Origin of the sequence: Paracoccus sp. 22332 (assembly GCF_052045125.1) — a bacterium.
Lineage (GTDB): Bacteria > Pseudomonadota > Alphaproteobacteria > Rhodobacterales > Rhodobacteraceae > Paracoccus > Paracoccus haematequi_A.
Genome location: NZ_JBQEOI010000013.1, coordinates 24,203 through 43,802 on the forward strand (window position 1 = coordinate 24,203; position 19,600 = coordinate 43,802).

At 63.0% G+C, this 19,600-nt stretch carries 23 protein-coding genes; 17 read left to right on the top strand and 6 right to left on the bottom strand.

Translation table 11 applies throughout. The features are described 5' to 3' along the window. Positions 1-7: 7 nt before the first annotated feature. The 12 genes from ACTJI6_RS13970 to ACTJI6_RS14025 are packed head-to-tail and all read left to right on the top strand — an operon-like array spanning position 8 to position 10,395. Positions 8-313 carry a TrbC/VirB2 family protein gene (locus ACTJI6_RS13970; RefSeq protein WP_141133747.1) on the top strand — a complete coding sequence of 102 codons (306 nt, stop codon included), beginning with the start codon at positions 8-10 and terminating at the stop codon, positions 311-313. Continuing rightward, positions 313-588: a VirB3 family type IV secretion system protein gene (locus ACTJI6_RS13975; protein ID WP_089389357.1), complete on the top strand. Its 276-nt coding sequence runs from the start codon at positions 313-315 to the stop codon at positions 586-588. Before ACTJI6_RS13970 ends, ACTJI6_RS13975 begins: the two co-directional genes overlap by 1 nt. Further along, positions 581-2,932, top strand: a complete 2,352-nt coding sequence (locus ACTJI6_RS13980) for a hypothetical protein (protein WP_440801509.1) — start codon at positions 581-583, stop codon at positions 2,930-2,932. Before ACTJI6_RS13975 ends, ACTJI6_RS13980 begins: the two co-directional genes overlap by 8 nt. After that, positions 2,925-3,047 carry a hypothetical protein gene (locus ACTJI6_RS13985; protein ID WP_440801511.1) on the top strand — a complete coding sequence of 41 codons (123 nt, stop codon included), beginning with the start codon at positions 2,925-2,927 and terminating at the stop codon, positions 3,045-3,047. Before ACTJI6_RS13980 ends, ACTJI6_RS13985 begins: the two co-directional genes overlap by 8 nt. A gap of 7 nt (positions 3,048-3,054) precedes the next feature. Further along, a complete protein-coding gene (locus ACTJI6_RS13990; protein ID WP_089389355.1) occupies positions 3,055-4,212 on the top strand; it encodes a lytic transglycosylase domain-containing protein in 1,158 nt (385 codons plus the stop codon). After that, positions 4,209-5,000 carry a type IV secretion system protein gene (locus ACTJI6_RS13995; RefSeq protein WP_440801512.1) on the top strand — a complete coding sequence of 264 codons (792 nt, stop codon included), beginning with the start codon at positions 4,209-4,211 and terminating at the stop codon, positions 4,998-5,000. The genes ACTJI6_RS13990 and ACTJI6_RS13995 overlap by 4 nt, the downstream gene beginning before the upstream one ends. 2 nt (positions 5,001-5,002) lie before the next feature. After that, positions 5,003-5,584: a hypothetical protein gene (locus ACTJI6_RS14000; RefSeq protein WP_089389353.1), complete on the top strand. Its 582-nt coding sequence runs from the start codon at positions 5,003-5,005 to the stop codon at positions 5,582-5,584. Then, positions 5,584-6,582, top strand: a complete 999-nt coding sequence (locus tag ACTJI6_RS14005; protein WP_089389352.1) for a type IV secretion system protein — start codon at positions 5,584-5,586, stop codon at positions 6,580-6,582. Before ACTJI6_RS14000 ends, ACTJI6_RS14005 begins: the two co-directional genes overlap by 1 nt. Positions 6,583-6,615: 33 nt before the next feature. Next, entirely contained in the window at positions 6,616-7,302 is a 687-nt protein-coding gene (locus ACTJI6_RS14010; RefSeq protein WP_089389351.1) for a virB8 family protein, read from the top strand. Next, the gene (locus ACTJI6_RS14015) at positions 7,299-8,024 is read left to right on the top strand and encodes a TrbG/VirB9 family P-type conjugative transfer protein (RefSeq protein ID WP_089389350.1); all 726 of its coding nucleotides are present in this window, start codon (positions 7,299-7,301) and stop codon (positions 8,022-8,024) included. The genes ACTJI6_RS14010 and ACTJI6_RS14015 overlap by 4 nt, the downstream gene beginning before the upstream one ends. Continuing rightward, complete coding sequence (locus ACTJI6_RS14020) at positions 8,024-9,397, top strand: TrbI/VirB10 family protein (protein ID WP_089389349.1); 1,374 nt, start codon at positions 8,024-8,026, stop codon at positions 9,395-9,397. Before ACTJI6_RS14015 ends, ACTJI6_RS14020 begins: the two co-directional genes overlap by 1 nt. Beyond that, positions 9,397-10,395 (top strand): ATPase, T2SS/T4P/T4SS family, encoded by a 999-nt coding sequence (locus tag ACTJI6_RS14025; protein ID WP_089389348.1) that lies wholly within the window; start codon positions 9,397-9,399, stop codon positions 10,393-10,395. Before ACTJI6_RS14020 ends, ACTJI6_RS14025 begins: the two co-directional genes overlap by 1 nt. Here ACTJI6_RS14025 and ACTJI6_RS14030 read toward each other — a convergent pair. From ACTJI6_RS14030 to ACTJI6_RS14040, 3 genes are read right to left on the bottom strand one after another with little or no spacing between them, the layout of a single operon-like run. Further along, positions 10,392-12,503: a type IV secretory system conjugative DNA transfer family protein gene (locus ACTJI6_RS14030; protein ID WP_089389347.1), complete on the bottom strand. Its 2,112-nt coding sequence runs from the start codon at positions 12,501-12,503 to the stop codon at positions 10,392-10,394. The genes ACTJI6_RS14025 and ACTJI6_RS14030 overlap by 4 nt on opposite strands. A gap of 11 nt (positions 12,504-12,514) precedes the next feature. Then, entirely contained in the window at positions 12,515-14,365 is a 1,851-nt protein-coding gene (locus ACTJI6_RS14035; RefSeq protein ID WP_440801517.1) for a relaxase/mobilization nuclease domain-containing protein, read from the bottom strand. Then, positions 14,358-14,906: a DNA mobilization endonuclease VirD1/MobC family subunit gene (locus ACTJI6_RS14040; RefSeq protein WP_176430368.1), complete on the bottom strand. Its 549-nt coding sequence runs from the start codon at positions 14,904-14,906 to the stop codon at positions 14,358-14,360. Before ACTJI6_RS14040 ends, ACTJI6_RS14035 begins: the two co-directional genes overlap by 8 nt. A 548-nt stretch (positions 14,907-15,454) precedes the next feature. Between ACTJI6_RS14040 and ACTJI6_RS14045 the strand changes: the two genes are divergently transcribed. The 5 genes from ACTJI6_RS14045 to ACTJI6_RS14065 all read left to right on the top strand — a co-directional run bounded on the left by ACTJI6_RS14045 (position 15,455) and on the right by ACTJI6_RS14065 (position 18,195). Continuing rightward, positions 15,455-16,183, top strand: a complete 729-nt coding sequence (locus ACTJI6_RS14045; protein WP_440801519.1) for a nucleotide-binding protein — start codon at positions 15,455-15,457, stop codon at positions 16,181-16,183. Then, positions 16,180-16,974, top strand: a complete 795-nt coding sequence (locus ACTJI6_RS14050; protein WP_440801521.1) for a hypothetical protein — start codon at positions 16,180-16,182, stop codon at positions 16,972-16,974. Before ACTJI6_RS14045 ends, ACTJI6_RS14050 begins: the two co-directional genes overlap by 4 nt. 354 nt (positions 16,975-17,328) lie before the next feature. Beyond that, positions 17,329-17,541 (top strand): hypothetical protein, encoded by a 213-nt coding sequence (locus tag ACTJI6_RS14055; RefSeq protein WP_440801523.1) that lies wholly within the window; start codon positions 17,329-17,331, stop codon positions 17,539-17,541. A gap of 28 nt (positions 17,542-17,569) precedes the next feature. After that, complete coding sequence (locus tag ACTJI6_RS14060) at positions 17,570-18,049, top strand: hypothetical protein (protein WP_440801526.1); 480 nt, start codon at positions 17,570-17,572, stop codon at positions 18,047-18,049. After that, the gene (locus tag ACTJI6_RS14065) at positions 18,049-18,195 is read left to right on the top strand and encodes a hypothetical protein (protein WP_440801528.1); all 147 of its coding nucleotides are present in this window, start codon (positions 18,049-18,051) and stop codon (positions 18,193-18,195) included. The genes ACTJI6_RS14060 and ACTJI6_RS14065 overlap by 1 nt, the downstream gene beginning before the upstream one ends. Positions 18,196-18,339: 144 nt before the next feature. On the opposite strand, the gene ACTJI6_RS14070 is transcribed toward ACTJI6_RS14065, so the two are convergent. Genes ACTJI6_RS14070 through ACTJI6_RS14080 form a run of 3 tightly spaced genes read right to left on the bottom strand, consistent with a single transcriptional unit; the run spans position 18,340 to position 19,558 of the window. Then, a complete protein-coding gene (locus ACTJI6_RS14070) occupies positions 18,340-18,507 on the bottom strand; it encodes a hypothetical protein (protein ID WP_440801529.1) in 168 nt (55 codons plus the stop codon). After that, positions 18,504-18,683 carry a hypothetical protein gene (locus tag ACTJI6_RS14075; protein WP_440801532.1) on the bottom strand — a complete coding sequence of 60 codons (180 nt, stop codon included), beginning with the start codon at positions 18,681-18,683 and terminating at the stop codon, positions 18,504-18,506. Before ACTJI6_RS14075 ends, ACTJI6_RS14070 begins: the two co-directional genes overlap by 4 nt. Then, the gene (locus tag ACTJI6_RS14080) at positions 18,680-19,558 is read right to left on the bottom strand and encodes an ArdC family protein (protein ID WP_440801533.1); all 879 of its coding nucleotides are present in this window, start codon (positions 19,556-19,558) and stop codon (positions 18,680-18,682) included. Before ACTJI6_RS14080 ends, ACTJI6_RS14075 begins: the two co-directional genes overlap by 4 nt. Between the last annotated feature and the right edge of the window lie 42 nt (positions 19,559-19,600).

Below are 19,600 nucleotides of genomic sequence, written 5' to 3' on the forward strand. Positions count from 1 at the left end.
TTTTCCTGTGACGAAAAACTACTCCCTGATGCTGGCTCTTGCAGCAGCCCTCGTCGTGACGGGAATTGCGGGCGATGCCCTGGCGCAATCTGCCGTTGATTTCTCCAAGGCCGATACGGTCGGCACCGGTTTTACAACTTGGATTCGCGGCAATATCGCTACCGTGTTCTTCACGGTGGCGATTGTGCTGGCCGGGTTCGCGGCTGCGTTCAACAAGATCAGTTGGATGTGGGTGCTGATGATCGCGTTGGGCGCTTTGCTGGTGTTCGGTGCGCCTGGCTTCGTTGCCGATTTGCGGTCGGTGTTCAGCTGATGGAGCGGCACGCCGTCATTCTCGGGCTTTCTCGGCAGGCCAAGCTCCTTGGCCTGCCGATGCCCTACATGATGGCAGTGGGCGCGCTCACTATGCTGCCGTTCATCTGGATCAAGGCGATTGCGTGGCTGGTCACAGGGCCGCTCTGGTATGGGGTTGCCCGCGCCATCGTCGCGGTCAATCCGAACGGCCACAAGGCAGTTGCGGTGGTTCTGAACAAGACCCCGCCGGCGCTGTCACGCAAGAAGCGGAAGGCGGGCCGCCATTATGTTTAACGCAAAGATCGGCCCGATCAGCGAACGGGCGCAGGCCCATGTGCCGAAATCCACGCAGTTCTATGCGGAAATGCCCTATGCGCTCGAAGTGGACGACCACACTGTCCGCACTCGTGACAACGCGCTAATGATGAGCTTCGAGATCCAGGGCCTTGACGGGATCACGGCATCGGATCGGGACATTCTCGATCTCGCAAAGAACGTCGCGTCCATCATGGACGGCCTCGATGATCGGTTCACCTTTTATGTCCACCGGCTGATGCGTCCGGCCGCTTTCGGATTGAAGCCGATCTATGGCGATGGCTTCGCGCATGATGTGGAAACCGCCTGGCGCAGCCACCTGTCGGGCCGCAACCTGCGGGAGTTCATGCTGGTGCTGACAGTGGTGCGCAACAAGCGGGTGCCACTCAAGGTGCCGCTGTTCGCCAGGGCCGCGAAGCGGCTTCTGGACCGCAATACCGCCGAACGCTTGAGCGAATTGCGCGAGGTCGTCTCAATCCTGGAAACGAGTCTTGGGGTCAAGGCGAAGCGGCTCAGGATCAGCGACGGAACACTGCTCGGATTCTACAGCGCCATCAGCACCGGCCTTTACAAGCCCGAGTATCGCGGGCTGCACACGCTGATTGCCGAGGACGTGTCGCTTTTTTCGGTGCATATCAAGGGGTCAGTGGCGGAGTTCCGCGACGGCTTTGACGTGCCCCGCTTTGCGGCCGTCCTGTCGGTCTGGCGCAACGCCAACCAGACCTGGCCGGGGATGCTCGATGCGCTCGATACCGGCACCGACACGGTGATCTCGCACGCCTACACGCCTGTTTCCATGACGAAGGTGAGCGAGTTGGCGAAGCGCCGCATCCAGCAGATGGAGGCGGCGGGCGATCTGGTCGGCTCCATCGCGGACGACTTGCGCCAGACCTATGATGATGTGGAGTCCGGCCGTTGCGGTTTTGGCGAGCATCAACTGACAATCACGGTGTTTGCGGACAACGAGGCCGCGCTTGAAGAACGGGTGTCGCAGGTCCGCAGCGTGGCGGAGCAGGCCAAGGTCAAGCTCGTGCGCTGCGACGACACGCTGGCTGCAACCTATTTTGCCACGCATCCGGGCAACCAGGACTACCAGATCTGGAACCCCCTTACCAAGTCGATCAATTTTGCCGACATGGCCTCGTTCCACATGACGAAGGCCGGGGCCGTGGCAGATGAACTGCCCTGGCGGACGCCGATCACAGTGTTCCAGACGGTGACGGGGGCAGCGCACCGGTTCAGCTTCCACGCGCCGGGCGATCCGAACGCCGAACCCACAATTGGGCACACGCTGTTTCTGGGGCCGTCCGGCGGCGGCAAATCCTCGACAGTGGCTTTCCTCGCGGCGCAATCGCAGCGCGCGGGTGCGCGCGTGATCCTGTTCGACAAGGATCAGGCGCTGCGCATGGCGATCACTGCAATGGGGGGCCGCTACACGGCGATCCGCGCGGGCCAACCGACCGGCCTCAATCCGCTCCTGACCGAGCGTGGTCCGCGCGGCGAGGCGTGGCAGATGGACTGGCTCGCGCGGCTGGTAGAACGCGGCGAGGACAAGCTGTCGCCGCACCAAGCCGAGGCCCTGAAAAGCGCGGTGCGCCAGAATGGGCAGGCCCCCGATGAGCTGCGGACATTCGCACATTTCGGGGATCTGATTGGGGACGTGGGCGACAACCGCGCCCTTGCCATGAAGCTCGCGGAATGGGGACCGGAGGGTCGCTATAATTGGGTGTTCGGGGAAGCCGATCAGCCGGTGATCGACCTGTCCGCGAACGTGACCGGCATTGATCTCACGGAAATCCTGTCGATGGCGACGGAGCGAACGGCGGTGCTATCCTACATTTTCCGCCGCCTGGAGCTGCTGTTCGAGGAAAAGCGTCCGACTATTCTGGTTATTGATGAGGCTTCGACGGTCTTTGACGACGAGTTCTTTGCCCGCTGGTTGCCGAAGTGGCTGGTGACGGTGCGCAAGCTGAATGTGGTGGTGGCGCTGCTAACGCAGTTCCCGTCGCAGATCAGGGAAAGCCGATCCGGCTCGATCATCCAGGGGATGCCGAACCAGGTGATCTTTCCGAACCGCGCCGCCGATGTGCCCGACTACGAGGGCTTCGGCCTCACGGATAACGAGCTGCACTTCGTCCTGACCGGGCGGACTGCGCAGCGCCAGGCGCTTCTGCGCAGCCATGACGGCTCCACGATCCTGAACGTCGATCTTTCGCCGCTCGGCCCCCTGCTGACGGCGCTCGGGGGCGGCGAAGCTGGCATCCGGGCCTTCGGGCCGGACTATGCCAGCCGCAAACATTTCTGGAGGACTGATGATGCGTAGGGTTCTGATCCTCGCGGCTCTGGCCGCATCGCTCACGGGCTGCGCCGAACAGCCGATCCGCAAGACCAACTGCTGGTCAAGCATGGCTTTCGTCGCCTCGGCCAACTGCCGGTAAGGAGGTGATGGTGCGGGGCCGCAAATCCGTTCTGGCTCTGGCGCTGATCGGCGCGGCGGCGATCCCGGCCGGGGTCGCCGGGCAGGGCGTGCCGATTGGCGACTTCAAGCGGATCGCGCTTGAAGTCCTCGGGTTGCGTGAAGAAGCTGCCAAAACCAAGGAAGCGCAGGCCAGGAACGAGGAACGGCTCCGCCAGGTCGAGGCCCGCACCGAACAACTGGCGGCGGCGCAGGAAACGCTGGACCTGCTCACCGAAACCTCGCAATTCGTGCCCGATCTCGAAGGTGCGGGCGTTTCGGGCGGGGGCGGTGCGTTTATAGGTGCTGCGGAAATCTATGCTATCGAGGACAGCAACCCCTATGCCGAACGGATCATGGGGGATGCGCCGGTCACGATCGAACAGATGATCTCTGACACCGCAAAGAAATATGCAGGGCACCCTGCCCTGGAAAAGGCGAGCATCAACGCGGTCGAGTTCCGCTGCTGGCTACAGGCGCTTGTCAAGCAGGAGTCGAACTTCTCCATCGGGGCGACAAGCCATGTCGGCGCGTTCGGCCTGACGCAGATCATGCCCGGCACCTTCACGGAGCTTGGCATCCCTGACAATGGCAGCCGCCAGAACCCTCGGATGCAGCTCGACGGCGGCGCTCGCTATCTCCTGAAGGGCCTGGGGATGTTCGGTTCGATGCCGCTGGCGCTCGCCGCCTACAACGCCGGGCCAGGCGCGGTCCAGAAATACAACGGCATTCCGCCCTACAAGGAAACGCAGAATTATATCGTGAAGATCACGGGCTACTACAACCGCTACGCGGCCCGGATGGACGGCAACGCGGAGGCGGTCGGCACGCTTGATCCGCGCGACATGGTGATTGCGGAAGCCTCGAACCTGTCGGACGCGGCCATGGGCTACGCGGCCGTCAGCATGAACACGATGCACGGTTCCATGACCCGGCTGCGGCAAATCCTGCTGCAAGTCGAGAACACCGGGTCGGTGAAAACCGCAATGGACCTGAACACCTACACGCGGGCGGAAGTGGCGCGCATGGCGGTGATCCTGGCGCGGCTGCAAGCGGTGCAGCGCAAGGTTGAGGCGGTGCGGTATGCGCTACTTCTGGAAGCCTATGCGCGAGATGAAAAATACCTGCGAGTGAGGTTGGACGGATGAAGCTGACAACGAAAGTCCTGGCCATCGGCGCCGTTGCCTGCGCCCTCGCGGTGCCTGCGGGCAGCCAAGGCGTGCCGACCATCGACGTGACTAGCTTGGCAAAGCTGACAGATCAGCTTGTCGAGGCGAAGCTGCAACTCAAGGAGCAGATCGCGCAGAACGTGAAGCTCGATGAGCAAACCCGGCAACTACTGGAACAGATCCTGCTGCTGCAAAACCAGATCGACGCGTTGCGCAACGGGCTGACGCTGGCGGACCTGGGCGTCGATCCCGACAGCTTTCTACAAGACATTCTGCCCGATTTTGCGGACCTGACCACCTCGGTCGAGGCGGCGCGGTCCGGCGATTGGGGCCGGGTTCTGGCCTCGGGCGATGCCTTCCGGGGCGGCGGAACCGTCACCGGCCATGTGGACAGCACGTTCGGGAAATCGGGCCTGTCGCGGGATCGCGTGGACACGCTGGCGCAAAGCGAGGATCAGACCGCTTCGCGCATCGGCCAGTCGGCCAACGTCAACGCCTTTATGAGCGTGGCGGCGGAAAGCTCGTCGGAAGCGGCCAAGGACAGCCTGACCCGGCTCGACGGCCTCGTGCAGAAGATCCCCGACACGGGCGGGTTGAAGGAAGCGATCGACCTCAACACGCGGGTCACAGCCGAGCTTGGCATCGCGCTCGCCAATGTGTGGTCTATGGAAGCGATCCAGACGGTCGGTCAGGGCAACATGGGCGTCATGGACGCCGCGACCGCCGCAGACGAGGAAAAATACCTGCGGATGAGGCTGGAGGAATGAGCATGAAGCGGACGGTTCTCGCAGGCGGACTGGTGATCCTGGCGGTGGGCACGCTGGCGATGGCGCAGATGATGCCTCCAGACGGCGGCGCGGTGCCCGCCCAGGAGCAAGACAGCTTCTTTGGCAGCATCGATGCGCCCGAGCCTGAACTCAAGGAGCTGCTGGAAATGCAGGCGGGGATGAGCAAGGCCGAGCGGCAGGCGGAGGAAGATTATCTGAACCTCGACCTTGGCCCCGATGTGGACGTGTCCGGCATCGAGCGGGTGCCGAGCGCGAACGACAACCAGCCTTATCGGACCTGCGAAAAGACCCCGGAAATGCAGGCGAACCTCCGACGTCATGGTGATCCTGGAGATCGAGCCTACCGGGATATATCTGGCTATTTGTCGGTCACGAACGTCATTGCGACCAAGGACTGCACCTGTGCTGGCAAGGTCATTCCTCATGAGGCGGTTACCATGTTCGAGGATCGGCTGCGCGACAGGTTCGCAGTCGAGGTTCTTGAACCTAAGCACACAAGCGACCTCTACAACGAATATGACCGACAATTGAAAATCGTCACTGCCATGTGTGGTGAATACTAATGGCTTTAGTCGAGAACATCATTGGAACTCTTGATAAAGCCGTTTTGAACGTGGGCGAGAAGTATTTCACCTCCACGGCCAATGCGCTTGATCCGATGCTGACTATCGTGACCACGCTGCTCATCGTGCTGATCGGGGTGCAGATGGCGCTTGGCGTGAGCCGCATGTCCATGCGCGATGCCTGGCAGCTCGTCTCGCGGATCGTGCTGGTGTTCATCTTTGCCCGATCTTGGGCCAACTTCGGCACGATTTATGATGCCTTGTCATCGGGTATGGGCAGCCTCGCCTTGAGCTTCTTCCAGGGTGACGTGCCGACGCCGGAAGCTGCGATGGACAAGTTTGCGGTACAGATGTCCGATGTGTCGGATGGGGTCGCCAGCGCAGTCAGTTCGATTGCGCGGGGGGTCATTTCGGCGCTCCTGTTCATCGTCCTGTCGATCCTGATGGCGGCCTATGTCCTGATCGTCGGCTTCTCCAAGATCATGATTGCGTTCCTGCTCGGCGTGGCGCCGCTCGCGATGATTGCCACGATCTTCGAGCGGACCAAGACATTGTTCGAGGCGTGGCTGACCGCCTTCGTGGGTTACCTGCTCTATCCCGTGGCAGCGGCAGCGGTGATCGGTGCGGTGGTGTCGATGGCTGACGCACAATTCAGACCGCAAGCCGATGTGGAAACAGCCGCCATGATCGTCGGTTTCCTGGTTGTTGCTTTCGTCGGCATCTTCGCCCTTCTGGCGATCCCGACTGCGGCTTCGCACATCACCGGCAGCTTTCAGCTCGCCAACTTTGCCCCCGAGGCGCTCCGCGCGGTGGCAACACCCGGAAAGATGCTCGGCCGGTATGTCGCTCCGCGTGCCGAAGCCGCTGCTTCGGGCGCTCGCACCGGCAAGACCCCAGCGATGGCGGCTCGCGCCCGCGACCGCGAGTGGGCGGAAAAAGGCGCCGAATGGCGCAGGAAAATGCAGGGCATCGAAATTATGCAGGGCAAGCGCAAGTAGCGCGCCTGACCCTATCGAAACGTGGAGGATGCGATGGCGGACCGCGAGTCTGACAGCAGGACGATTCTGGAAAACGAACTGATCTTCGGGGTCCGCCGTCGCGAGCGGCTGGCCTGGATGGTCGCCATCGGCGGTGTTCTGGCAGGCCTGGGAGGCGTCGCCGTGGCTGGACTGACGCTGCCTCTCAAGGAAACGCAGGCGTTTGTGACCATCGTGGACAAGGACACCGGGATTGCCGAACGCGCCGTGCGTGTCGAGGCGGCGGGGGTGGAGCAAGGTGCGGCGGTCGAGCAATCGCTGCTCTACAACTACGTCAAGAACCGCGAAACCTATGACGAAGCGGACAACGAGGCACGAATCCTCCAAGTGTATCGCATGTCGGCACCCCGGATGCAGGCGACGCTCAAGGCACAATGGGACAAGGCAAACCCCAACTATCCGCCGCTCATCTATGGCGCGAGCGGCAAGGTGATCGTGGATATTCTCTCGATCACCCCGGTTGCATCCAAGACGGCGCAGGTCCGCTTCACCAAGCGGCTCAAGAAGGCGGGCGAGCCGGACCGGATCGGCAAGTTCTACGCCACGATCACCTATGAGTTTCAGCCCACGACCGCGAGCGCGGTGCAGCTCGTGTGGGAAAATCCCTTTGGCTTTACCGTCACCGACTACCGCGTGACCGCTGAAAGCCTTGAAGCGCAGAACATGGAGGGCCAGCAATGATCCGTCTGACCACGATTGCGGCGCTGATCGCGCTCACCGTCCCGGCCGCGGCCCTGGCGGAAGCGCGCCCGCGCGCGGGCGGCAATGACAGCCGGCTGACCTATGCCACCTTCCAGGAGGGGCAGGTTTATACGATCCATACGCGGGTACGCAACGTCACCCTTGTCGAGTTGGGCGACGGCGAGACGATCCGCTCGATCGCCATTGGCGACAGCGAAGCCTTCCAGGTGGACAAGCTCGAAGGCTCGAACGTCTTTACCGTTAAGCCGGTTCTCGATGGTGTCAGCACCAACCTGACGGTCGAAACCAATCGTCGGTTCTACTTCATCAACGTGGTCGAGTCCTCGTCTGTCACACCCAACTGGTCGGTGAAGTTCACCGTGCCGGGCAGCGGCGGCTCACGCTCGCGCGCGGCCTCGGCGTCGATCCCGGCGGAAGTTCCCATGACCTATCGCGTCCTCAACCGCACGGGCGCGGCGGAGTTCACGCCGGTCGGGATTTCCGACGATGGTAAGCGAACGCTGTTCCAGATCCCACCCGGTGCCCCGATCCCCTCGATCTTCCGGGCCGATGCCAAGGGACGGGAAACCAGCGTCAACAGCAGCGTGAACGGGACGATCATCACCGTGGGCGCACGCTCGGAACGGTGGGTGCTGCGCTACGGCGATGAGTATGTCTGCATCGAAGGCACAAAGCCCGGCAAAGGGCGGAGGGCACGCTGATGGCCGACGACGATCAACTTCAGGCGCGGCTGCAACGGATGCAGAAGCCGGTGGCGGCGGCGCCGTGGTGGCGGCGGTTCGCCTTGCCGGCCGGGATGCTCGCCACGGGCCTCGCCGGTGGGGCCTATGTGGCGACGGTGCAGCCAACCCAGACAGAAGCGCCGCCCCCCATGCAGACTTCGGAGGTCCGCGAGTTCCAGGACGACACCGGCCTTGATGGCTTTACGCTGACGGAAAACGATCCTGCGCCTGCGCCGGAACCAGTTGCGGCCCGAACAGAAATCCGCACGGTCGCGGACCCGCAAGCCCAGGCGGATGCGGAAAGGGCACGGGCAGAGTTGGCGCGGGCCAAGGCCGAACTTGACGCGGCGCGGGCGGAACTTGATGCGGCCAGGGCCGCACCAGGGACGGAACCGGCTGAACTCAATGCGCTGCGGCAGGAAATGCAGCAGTTGCGCGACGACATGACAGCCAAGGACCAGACGCTTGATGAACTGACCCGCGACAATATGCGCCTCCAGACGGAACTCGACATGGCCGACCAGATTGCAGGCCAGACACAGATGCAGGCTGATCTGGAAGCGCAGCGCCTTGCTGCACTCGAACAGCGCCGGGCCGAACTGGAAGCCCGCCGCGCCGAAGAAGAAGCCATGCTCCAGGCTCGAACACAGTCCGCGATGGTGGCCTATCGCGCAGGGGGCGGCGGATCGAATAGCGAAGGAAACGCCAGCGGAACGGATGAACGCCTTGATGCCGCTGACCGCTTCCGCCGGGCAGGCCGGACAGAGGCGGTGCAGGCCCAGGTGATCGGGGAACCCTCGCGCACGGTGGTCCAGGGCACGCTGATCGAGGCCACGCTGGCGAACGCGATCTCAAGCCAGCTCGAAGGCAATGTGGCTGCCACGGTCAGCTATGACGTGTGGTCGATGGACATGGCGAATGTCCTGATCCCGCGCGGCTCGCGCCTGTTCGGGCGCTACAGCTCGTCCATAGAAAAAGGCCAACGACGGATCATGGTCGCTTGGGATCGGGTGGTCACGCCGGACGGCCAGTCGGTCGAACTCGACGCCTATGGCACGGATCGCGTCGGCCGCTCGGGCGTGACGGGCCGGGTCAACAACCGCACCCTGTCCCGCTTTGCGGCGGCGGCGGCGGTGTCGATCATCGGTGCCGCGCCCGCCGTCCTGGCCGCAGCCGTCGAGAGTGACAGCGACGACGACATTGCAGTGAACACGGCCGAGAACATCGGCACCAACGCCAGCGATACGGTCGGCTCAATTATCAAGGACTACATCGACATTCCGACAACGATCAGCGTGGACCAGGGCGCGGTCGTCATGGTCATGGTGAACGCCGATCTGGAAATGCTCTGATGGCGGCGCTTGGGCATCTGGAAAGCAAGCTCCGCGTCCTGCGCCCGCTGATCGAGGCGGACAGCACGATTGAACTGGCGATCAACAGCGATGGGCGGGTGTGGGTGGAGCGCGCGGGCGACAGCGCCATGTCGCTCTCGGATGTGGCGCTCTCGCCCGTCGAGGTCAAGGATCTGGCGGGCCTCATTGCCAACAAGCAACGCCTGACGCTGACCGATACCCTGCCCGCGATCTCGACCACGGTGGATTATGCCGGAGCCACCCTGCGCTGCCAGGCCATCATCCCGCCGGCTTCTGCTGGTGGTACCACGATCACCTTCCGAGTGTTCCGTCGCAGGCCCGCAGGAGAAGCGCCCAAGCACTTCCGCTTCCTGCGCGATCAGACGGTTTCGCTGGAAGCTGAGCGGCTGGAACGGCTGCGCATGATCCGTCAGATGGCAATTAAAGGACAAGATCCCGACGAGTTCATGCGCGCCTGCATCGAGGCGCGCATGAATATCGTGATCTCGGGGGGCACGTCCTCGGGCAAGACCGAGTTGGCCCGACGCCTGCTCTGGATGGTGGAGGAATGGCATCGCCTGGTGCTGATCGAGGACTCGGCCGAGCTGCTGCCTGCGCAAGCGAACGTGGTGAGCCTGATTGCCGAACGGGTTGAAGCCTCCGCCCGCGCGGCCGACAAGCTTCTGGAAATGACCCTGCGCCTGCGTCCCGACCGGATCATCCTGGGCGAGTTGCGAGGTGTCGAAGCTGTCACTTTCCTGGAAGCCATCAACACCGGCCACGAGGGGAGCTTCACCACCATCCATGCCACGACCGCTCGCAAGGCGGTCAACCGGCTGGCCTTTCTGGTGATGCGGGCGGGGATGCCGCTGACGCTCGCGGAAATCCGGGACTATGTGCGCGAATCCATCGACGTGATTGTGCAGACCGGCCGCATGGGAGAGGATCGCGGGATTTTAGAAACCTACTTTCCCGCGCTTGATGGGGAAAGCGGCTAGGCCGCTTTCTTCTTGCTAAATAGCCGCGCGTCAAACTCGTCCATCTTGGACTGGGCCTTCTTCTTGATGGCTTCCTTCACGGCCTCGTCGCTCCGGTTGTCATGTTCGCCACGTCGTTCTTCTGCCACGTCACGCGCGAGCGTCGGCTTTTTCGATGATCCGGCCACGGACTGCCCGGTACTGTCAGCAGGAAGTGCCGCCGGTTTGCTGCCGGGTGCCTCGGCCTCCTGGGCCGCGCCTTCCTCAGCGGCGACCTTCTCGACCTTTGCCTTGTGTTCTTCTTCCGCGACCTCGCGGGCTAGCGGCGGCTCTGGTTGTTCCGCAGCTTTGTCCTTCTTTCCTTGCTCGTCCTTGCGCGCGTTCTCTGCCGGAGGATAGGCTACTTTCGCTTGTTGCAGCGACGTGACCTTGGCCTTCAACTCGTCCAGTTCGGCCCGCATGGAGTCGGGATAGGGCAGCGGTCCCTTCTGCGCGTCAAAGATGGTTTTGAAATAGGGATCCTGGTAATAAACGATCCGGTCCACCAGGATCGGGTTCTGCCGTTCGGGGATCAGGATGATCTTGTTCGGGTCGAGCTTGCGAACCTCGTCAGGTGTCAGCAGCGGCCGTTCCTCGTTGCGTCGCGAAATCGAGCGTTTCAGGATGCCCTGCGCGTCCTGCGAATAGCTGTCGCTGAGGGACAGGCGGGTGGTCTTGCCAAGCGCCTCGGACACTTCCCCGGCGGTCTTTTTCTCGTTGGGGGCGATGTATAGCTTCATGCCCGCTGCGGACTCGATGGAAAGCCGTTCGTTCTCCGTGTAGATGCTTTCAAGCCCCGGAACGGATTGCGTGATGATCGACACCCGCGCACCATGTCCAGCGAGTTGCTTCAAGGACTGCACGATGATCGGCATATGGCCGAGCTGGTCAAATTCGTCGAGGATGATCTGCACCGGCCACGGCTCAAGCCGCGGATCGGGGATCCGGGCGCGCATGGTGGCGATCAGCTCCCCAAACATCAGCCGCAAGAGCGGCGCCAGCGTCGGAATGTCGTCAGAGTTGGCGACAATATAGATCGAGTGCGGCGCGCGGCGAATGTCGTCCCAGGAAAAGTCGTTGGCGCTCGTCACCTTGTCAATGCGCGGGTTGAGCCACAGACCAAGCCCAGCCCCATCCAGCACCGAGGAATAGGACGACAGGGTGCGATCCGAATAGCCTGAGAAGTTGAGAAAGATCGTAGCGGACTGTTCGTGCTGCATCTCGACCGAAAACTTCTGGTAAGCCTTCTCTTTGTTTCCGCTGCCGAACAGGATGCGACTGATCGCGCCGATGGTCGGCGTCTTGCGCTCGATGGCGAGCATCCCAGCCGCAACGAAAAGCTGCCGCGCGCCCACAATGAAATCGGAAGCCCCGCCCTTCTCATTCTTGGGCGTCAGGAAGTAGCTGGCGAGCTTGGACAGTTCGGTGAACCGCTGGTCGGTATCCGTGATCCCGGCAATCCGTTCGAGCGGGTTGTAGCGATGCGTCGGGTTCTCGAAGTCGAAGGGCGCAAAGCGAAACACCGCGTCGCCCTGCGCCAGCCGGTGTCGGGACGTGGCCTCGAAGATGTCCCCTTTTACGTCCATCACGACACAGGAACCGGGGAACAGCAGCACATTGGGAATGACATAGCCTACGCCCTTGCCCGAGCGGGTCGGGGCTGCGATCAGAGCGTGCGGGAACTGGTCATAGCCGCCGCAGACGAAGCGCCCGGTCCTGTTCTTTCTCGCCGGCTTGCCGAACTTGCCGAACACCAGACCCGCCCCCATGGGCATCAGAAGCCCGCTTTTCCTGACCTCGCCCTTGGTCTGAAAATGAGCCTTGCCGTAGGTGGTCAGCCGGTGGGTGAAACTGAACACGAGCGCCACAAGCGCCAGAAAGACTGACCCGCCCACGACAATCAAATAGGCGGTGCGCCACGGATCTTGGCGCAGCCCGGATAAGCCGGGAAAGTCCGTTACCAGGATGAACGGGTTGCCCGCGTTCATGTTGGTCCCGAGCTGCCATTGCAGCCAGAGGCCCCCGATCATCAAGCCGACGAAGGCCCCGGCGATCAGGCCCGCCGGGATGGCGACGCTCATGCGGTTCATTGGCCCTCCTCCTACAGCTCCAGGTCGTGATCTTTGCGGCGCAGTTCATGCTCAGGCGTGTCGCGCTCGTGCAGCCGTTCCTTGGCAAGCTCCACCTGCCGCATGGTCAGGCCGATGCTCTCGTGGCTCTCCGCGGCCGCGACAAGCGCCTTCGAGATTTCGCGCCGCTGCCCCGGCTCGGGGAAGTCGAGCGCAAGCGCCCGGTCGTCGCCGGCGGCGATCTGCTCGACCACCTTTTCCCCGTAACGCTCCTTCAGATCGTTGGCGAAGCGTTCGGCGTGATCCTCATGCTCGAACTCGACGCGGCCGTGCTGGCGATGAACCTCGGTCAACGATTCCAGCGTCCGCGTCAGGCGGTCTTTCTCGTGGCTGTGGTCAATCTCAAGGGCGTTGTTGAGCGTCTTGGCGGCGGTGGCATAGAAACGGTCCACCAGATCGGCGGCGGCGTGGCGCTCGTCCTCGCGGTCCAGATCGAAACCCCGCGCCTTTGAGACAGCGTTAAGATCCTGCTTTACCCATTCGCGCTCCTGCCAGGCGTTCGCGGCCGGATGCTCCAGTCGGCGCTCCATCGTCTCCCGGTCGATGCCGATGGCTTCGCCGGCCTCGAACACGGCGGATTTGACCTCGCGGGCGGCGTCCTCGCTCAAATCCATCGTCACCTTGCCACGCCGGATTTCGTCGTCCAGAACTTGCGTCTTGTATAGCTCGGAACGGGGCGCACGCTGCACCAACTCGGCCCCGCGCGCATCGCCCAGGTCGCGCATGATTTCGGTCGTAACCTCGGCCAATTCGTGCCGCATTTCGCGCCGGTCGGCGGGGTCGAGCGTGGAAATCTCGCGCTCGGCAGTGTCCAGCCAGGATGTGAACACGCGGTCCAGTTCCTTCCGGCTTTCGGCTTTTTCAAGGTCCATGTTTTCAATCTCCAGGGCTTTCGGGGTCAAAATACCGCCCGCCTCAAGAATCTCGGCCGCCCGCTCCATGCGAAGCGCCACGTCCTTTAGACGGGAAAGCGAGGCAATCGAGGCCAGCATCCGCAATGTGGCGGCACTCTGTTCCACCACCGCAAGGCCGTCCTCAAGCGCCTTGTCATGCAGCTTGCGCTCGTGGACCGCCCGCTTCTCGCGCGCGGCACCCTCGATCTCGGCGCGGGTCGGGCCGTAGGTCAGGATGCCCCGCTCCAAGCGCGAGGAGGCGTCCAGTTCCACCCCCATGTCAGCGGCCAACTCGACCAGGCGCTCCTTCATCATGTCGAGGCAGAACACGTTGTCGCGGGCGATGTAGAACCACTCGTCGTTGTGCAGCCCGCGATTGTTCAGAACGATGTGGACATGCGGATGCGCCCTGTCAGTGTGAAGCGCCGCGACATAGGACCACTGGTCGTCAACATGAGTGCCCGACTGGAACATCTCGAAGGCCCAATCCTCTGCGATCCGCAGCGCCTTCTTGGCAGACAGATCGGCCGGAAACGACAGCAGCAGATGCGTGGTATGGCCGTTCTTCGGTTCTCCCGACCACGCATCCTCCCAATCAAGTGCCATATCGTTGCGCTGCACGTCGGTAAGCGACCGCGCGCCCCACTCAAGTTCAACCGCGTTGCCGAACACCGCTTCCGACTTGCCGAACAGATAGTCGAACTGCGCGGCCAGTTGCGCGCCAGTATGGGTGCCGCCCTGACTGATCTTTTTCAGGACTGCGGCGTTCGACCCCTGCCCGACCCGCCACAGGTTGCGCGCCCGTGCGGAAAACAGCGACCCCCCTGCCCTATCCCGCCGCGCCTTGCCGAAGGTGGTGTTCCTGAATCGCCCACCTCCGCCCCGGCCGAGGCGGATTTCACCGATCAGGTCATCGGCCAGATCAGCCACGTCCGGCCTCGATGAACTTCTGGAACAGCCGCGTCCCGCGCCGCCGCTGCTCGTTCACCACCGCCCGCAGGTAGCCCTCCACTCGTGGAAACGCGCGCCGCAGCTCGTCAACCGCCTGCCACTCCTGCCGCGCCAAGTCGATCCGGCCCCGGTTCGATGCCATCGCGATCTGGTTCACGTTGACTCCAATCTTGCGCAGATCGCCCCGAACCTCGTCCAGTTTTTCGGCCGTCACCGGATCGAACTCCAGCATCCCCGACGCTGCGCGCACCAGGGCGCGGATTGCATCGGAGTTGGAGCCGAATCCGAAGCGGGCTTTCAGCCACTCCAACTGCTCGATCTCGGCCGGGGTCAGCCGCGCCGACACCGGCTTGCCGTCTGTGGTGGCACTGTCGCGGCTGCGAACCTCGTGCTGCCGCACCTTGGCAATCGTGTCCTTTGACGCCCCTACGGCATCCGCGACGGTTTGGGCGGTCCCGCCTGCCCGCAAGCGGCGGATCGCCTCATCGCGCTTGGAAGGAGTGAGTCTCTGACGGGTCAAGGGCCACCTGATTCAGCTTTGTAAACATTTGGCAGTTCCTGCCACTTCCACCCTTCCCTCTTTGCCCTACCTTCGTCAACCGTTTTCAAGCCTCCCTCGAAGCGTGATCGGAGCAAGAGGTTCGGGCATCACCCTCAACCCTCCCGGTATGACGGTCGGATCGCCAAGGCGCTCGGATATGGCTGAGACTTGCTGTGCGGGCCGGGAAGCGCCTCCCTCGCTACGCGGCAGGCGTCAGAGCGTCACAACTCGCCAGGAAGCCTATACGATCATTCTGGAGCCTCTTTCGCCACATCGACAGACCACAACAGCGACCGAACGAACCAGCGCAAGACAGCGTTACAGCCGGACCGCCTTAACGAGTTACCGCCAGACCGCCAGACAAACCGACAGACCGAGTGAAATACCGACCGACCGCCAGACAAACCGACAGACCGAGTGACAAACCGACAGACCACCAGACCGACCCAACGAAAAAGCGATTGATCGCCGGAAAGCCACAGTGCAGGATCGACCGAACAAAACAACGCAAGGCATGAGGGACAGTGATGAGCAAAGGCATCCGGGTGATCGCCGTTATCAACCGCAAGGGAGGTTGTGGGAAATCGACGCTGGTGCGCGGGCTGGCGAGCGCCGCCATTGTGCGAGGTGAACGGGTGACGATCTTCGACACCGACAGCAGCAAGGGTTGCTATGGCTGGATGATGGCGGCCAAGCAGCTCGGCAACTGGAATGACCGCGCCGATGTGATCCACACGTTTGATCCCGACGAAATCACCGCCACGATCGAGGCCATCAACGCGGAACCCGCGCATGATCACCTGGTCCTGATCGACACCTATGGCGGTGCAAGCGAAGCTCTGGACGATGTGGTTCTGCAATCAGATCTGGTCGTTGCGCCGATCCGGCCCGGTCGAAACGACTTCACCGAAACGATGGAAACGCTGATCTGGCACGAGCGTCTGAAAGGGCGTGTCAGAAATCCGGACGGGGTGCCGGAGTATCGTGTTGTCATTAACGGGGTGTCGGCAGAACCGAGTGCAATCGAAAGAGAGACGATCCAGGAAATCCTTGCCTCCATGCCGGTCATTGAAGAACCGATCATGGAGCGCAAAGCCTATAAGCAGGTCGATGGCGAAGGGCTGCTCGGCGCGATCCGCGATAACACCCGGAAGGGCATCGTCCAGAACCATCTGACGAACGCCCTGGATGAGATGGACGCGGTTCTGGAACTGCTCGATGAAGTGATGTTGTCCGATGCCGAGGCAGTAGAATGAGAAGCTCCCGCAAAAAGCCGAACGTGATACTGAAACGCGACGGCGAGTTTACCCAAACCATCGGCAAGACCGCCTCAAGCAAGCCCAATCCCCTTAGCTCGTTGGCACAGGAGCTCCGGGGTAAGCTGGACGCAGCCCGGCCAACCGAACCTGCGGACGTGCAGCCGGAGGCGGTCGAGGTTGTTGAACGGGGGAGGGGACCGGAACCGGCCGCACCCCTCGATCCGCCAATCACAGAGCAACCGTCGCAAAAGCAGCCGCCGGCGGTGCAGACGCCGCCCGCTGGTCAGGCGAGCGGCGAGGCCGCGGAAACAGCGACGGTCGGACATGACGCAGAAACTGCACCAGGCCGCGGACGGCACGATATCGCACCTCCGCCGCCGCCGCCCGAGAAAACCCCGGAGGCAGGACGGGCAGGGGCCACGGATGCCGGTGTCGATGTGACCCTGACCATCCGCATCCCCTCGGATCTGGAAAGGCGCGCGGAAATATGGGCCGCAGCGGTGTGCCTGCCGCCAGTGACCTTGCTGCGGAACAGCCTCAACAGATTCAAACCCGAACTGATGGGGCAGCTCAAGACCGTCAAGGCAGGCGAGGTTGACCTTGATCGGGCGGAAAGTGTGGGGCGACATATGCAAACGCGGGTGCGGTTCACTTCGGCCGAATATGCCAAAATGGAAGCCCGGCTCGATCCGGCCGGTTTCGGCGTTCTGCGCTCGATGCTGAACCATTACGCCCGCGCCCGCTTTTCCGATTTCCTCGATGAGCTGATGACCAACGCCGGATATTGATTGAGTGATCCCCGCGAAGGCGGGGATCGCGGCAAAGGCGCGCAACTGCGCGCCTGCCGGGGGGATTCGGACAAGCCGAACGCCCCCGGCCCGGTGAGCCACGCGCGAAGGGCGCGCGGCTGTCTCGGAACCGCTGGTTCCCCCACGCAAGGCCGCGCGCTTGACGGGGGCGAGGGGTTTCCCCGGCCTTCCTGCGCCTTCGGCTCCGTGCAGGCCGGGTGATCCCCCTCCCCTCGCCCCCTACGCGCAACCTTGCGCGGGACCCCCTCCGCTGCTCGCCACGAAGGCAAGCCGGGAAGCGAGCTTCCCGGCGGCCTTCATTTTCTTTCAGCCGGGCCAGAAAGGGGTTTCAGGATGCAAAAGAAAAGCGGGGCGAAGGGGAAGGGCAGGCGGCTGTTTGTTCGGGCCATAGCTGAAATCATTGACGCGAGGACCGGTCAACTGGTCGGGGCACAGTATCAATGGAATACGGGTGAGCGGCGGTTGGAATGGTTCGGGGCGAAGGTGGCCGATTACCGATTGCGCCCTCTGGACGTGAAAGCCGATCCCCCGATCACTCGTCATTGAGCGGGGGAAAATTGCTCATGTCTGGTAGGTGTTCGAGCCGGAACCGCTTGATCGGGCCGCGATGCCATTCCTTCTGCGTCGCGCCCGTGTTCCAACGGTAAAGCAGCCCCGCTTCCTCGCCGGTCCGGGTGTCGATGATCCGCGCGATCACAGTGCAAAAGAGCTTACGGGATCGTTTTGGCTTCATGGCTGCGTTTTCTCGTGTCATGTGGTTGGAAACCTATCAAGCGAGCTGTGTTCGATCAATATGAAATCAAGTGATGCCTTTACAATCATTCCGGCCCAGATCAGGGCGGGCCGCGCCCTGGTGAAGCTCTCGGCCGAGGACCTGGCCGAGCGGGCGAAGGTCGGGATTGCCACCGTGCGCCGGGCGGAAAGCGAGGGAGGACCGAAAACCTCTGCGGTGGTTCTCAATGCGCTGCGCCTGGCGTTGGAGGCGGCGGGAGTGGAGTTTCTGGCAACGAACGATGGGGGGCCGGGCGTTCGGCTCAAGGAAAGGAAAAGCTGATGTATATTCTTCTGGTGATCGTGATGGGCGGCGGGTTTTCGGCCGAGTTTTTGAGCGAACCTGCTTGTGAGGCCGCGCGCGCGCAGGTGATCGAGGCTGTGAGCGCGTCGAACCGCTTTCTGTCCGTCTGCGTCCCAAAAGGCTGACTTGCGGTCAGATATGGCCGCGCCAGCGGCTGCGGGCGCCGCACAGGCGCATGGCGGCGCGCGTCCTGGCCCTGGCCGGGGCGCGCGCGGCCTACTTTTCAGAAGGGTTGCGCCCCGCGACAGGCGGGACGCGGGGCAGGGGTGTTAGTCAACCGTGCCGATGAACCGTTCGCCGTGGCGGTCGTCCACCTCATAGATCAAGACCGGCTGACCGATCCGCGCGGCCCGACGCCGGCCCCGGCGGCGGGCCTCGGCCTCGGTGGCGCAGATGATCGGCAGATCGTCGGGGTCGTCGCGCAGCTCGTAGGTCATAGGGCGATCCCCGATTTGAGATTTCCGTTGCGGTCCAGCCAGCCGCGCGCGGCGGCGCAATCCATGCAGATGCAGGTGCCGGTGCCCTCGACCACAACCGGCGCAAGATAGACTCGGGGGTTAGACCTGCCGCATTTGCGGCAGGTCAGCGCGGGCAGGGGGGTAGGGCCGCTCACGCGGCAGCCCTTTCCTCGGCGGGGCGGCTCTGCAACAGCAGGTCGGCTGCTTTCTGTGCCTCGGTCGCGGCCTTGAAGATGGCGCGCTTGTCGTCCTGAAGCGCGCGCAGCCAGCTTCCGACATAGGCGGCGGACTGATCGAAGTCGGGGGTAAGGCCAAGGCTGGCGCAAACCATGCAATTTCCGATTTCGGCAACCAGTTCCTCGAACGCATAGGCTTTGCGGTCGGTGAAGCGGCCAAGCCGGTCAAGGCGGCTGGTGTGTCCGGTCCAGTGGCAAGCCTCGTGGGCGAGGGTGGCATAATATCCGCCCGCCTCGTGGAAGGTCGCAATCGGCGGCATGTGGATGAAGTCGGCAACGGGGTTGTAGTAGGCGCGCGGCTCGTCGCTGGTGCGGATTTCCGCGCCGGTTGCGGCAAAGAAAGCGTCCAGTTCGGGATCGGCGGCGGTGCCAAGGTCGCGCGGTTCTTCGGCGGGGGTGCCGTAAAACTCGGCGGGCAGGCCGTCGATCTGCTCGGCGTTGAATACGCGATAGGCTTTGAGATAGGGGATTTTGCGCGGATCGTCGCTGCTCTCGGCCTGGCGCTCAAAGGTGCCGTATTTCACCACGGTTGCGGATTTCTCGCCCTTGCGGACCTGCCCGCCCGCTTCCTGTGCTTGACGATAGGTGAACCAATGGGCGGCGCGATAGCCGTTTTCGGCGGCGGTCAGCCACAGCATCAGGACGTTGATGCCGCGATAGGGTTCGCCATTGGCACGGCGCGGGAAGGCTGCGCCGCCGGTGTCGCCGGTCCACGGCTTGCGCCACGCCGGGGTGCCTGCCTCAAGGCTGGCAACGATGGTATCGGTGACGTGCTGGTAAAGATCAAAGGCCATTATGGCACTCCTTTTCGCAACGGTCCCGCCTTGGTCTGTGCC

Bases quoted from the DNA above. Each gene is read 5' to 3' on its own strand.
- ACTJI6_RS13975 (WP_089389357.1), top strand. From the start codon at position 313: ATGGAGCGGCACGCCGTCATTCTCGGGCTTTCTCGGCAGGCCAAGCTC.
- ACTJI6_RS13980 (WP_440801509.1), top strand. From the start codon at position 581: ATGTTTAACGCAAAGATCGGCCCGATCAGCGAACGGGCGCAGGCCCAT.
- ACTJI6_RS13985 (WP_440801511.1), top strand. From the start codon at position 2,925: ATGCGTAGGGTTCTGATCCTCGCGGCTCTGGCCGCATCGCTCACGGGC.
- ACTJI6_RS13990 (WP_089389355.1), top strand. From the start codon at position 3,055: ATGGTGCGGGGCCGCAAATCCGTTCTGGCTCTGGCGCTGATCGGCGCG.
- ACTJI6_RS13995 (WP_440801512.1), top strand. From the start codon at position 4,209: ATGAAGCTGACAACGAAAGTCCTGGCCATCGGCGCCGTTGCCTGCGCC.
- ACTJI6_RS14000 (WP_089389353.1), top strand. From the start codon at position 5,003: ATGAAGCGGACGGTTCTCGCAGGCGGACTGGTGATCCTGGCGGTGGGC.
- ACTJI6_RS14005 (WP_089389352.1), top strand. From the start codon at position 5,584: ATGGCTTTAGTCGAGAACATCATTGGAACTCTTGATAAAGCCGTTTTG.
- ACTJI6_RS14010 (WP_089389351.1), top strand. From the start codon at position 6,616: ATGGCGGACCGCGAGTCTGACAGCAGGACGATTCTGGAAAACGAACTG.
- ACTJI6_RS14015 (WP_089389350.1), top strand. From the start codon at position 7,299: ATGATCCGTCTGACCACGATTGCGGCGCTGATCGCGCTCACCGTCCCG.
- ACTJI6_RS14020 (WP_089389349.1), top strand. From the start codon at position 8,024: ATGGCCGACGACGATCAACTTCAGGCGCGGCTGCAACGGATGCAGAAG.
- ACTJI6_RS14025 (WP_089389348.1), top strand. From the start codon at position 9,397: ATGGCGGCGCTTGGGCATCTGGAAAGCAAGCTCCGCGTCCTGCGCCCG.
- ACTJI6_RS14030 (WP_089389347.1), bottom strand. From the start codon at position 12,503: ATGAACCGCATGAGCGTCGCCATCCCGGCGGGCCTGATCGCCGGGGCC.
- ACTJI6_RS14045 (WP_440801519.1), top strand. From the start codon at position 15,455: ATGAGCAAAGGCATCCGGGTGATCGCCGTTATCAACCGCAAGGGAGGT.
- ACTJI6_RS14050 (WP_440801521.1), top strand. From the start codon at position 16,180: ATGAGAAGCTCCCGCAAAAAGCCGAACGTGATACTGAAACGCGACGGC.
- ACTJI6_RS14055 (WP_440801523.1), top strand. From the start codon at position 17,329: ATGCAAAAGAAAAGCGGGGCGAAGGGGAAGGGCAGGCGGCTGTTTGTT.
- ACTJI6_RS14065 (WP_440801528.1), top strand. From the start codon at position 18,049: ATGTATATTCTTCTGGTGATCGTGATGGGCGGCGGGTTTTCGGCCGAG.
- ACTJI6_RS14070 (WP_440801529.1), bottom strand. From the start codon at position 18,507: ATGACCTACGAGCTGCGCGACGACCCCGACGATCTGCCGATCATCTGC.
- ACTJI6_RS14080 (WP_440801533.1), bottom strand. From the start codon at position 19,558: ATGGCCTTTGATCTTTACCAGCACGTCACCGATACCATCGTTGCCAGC.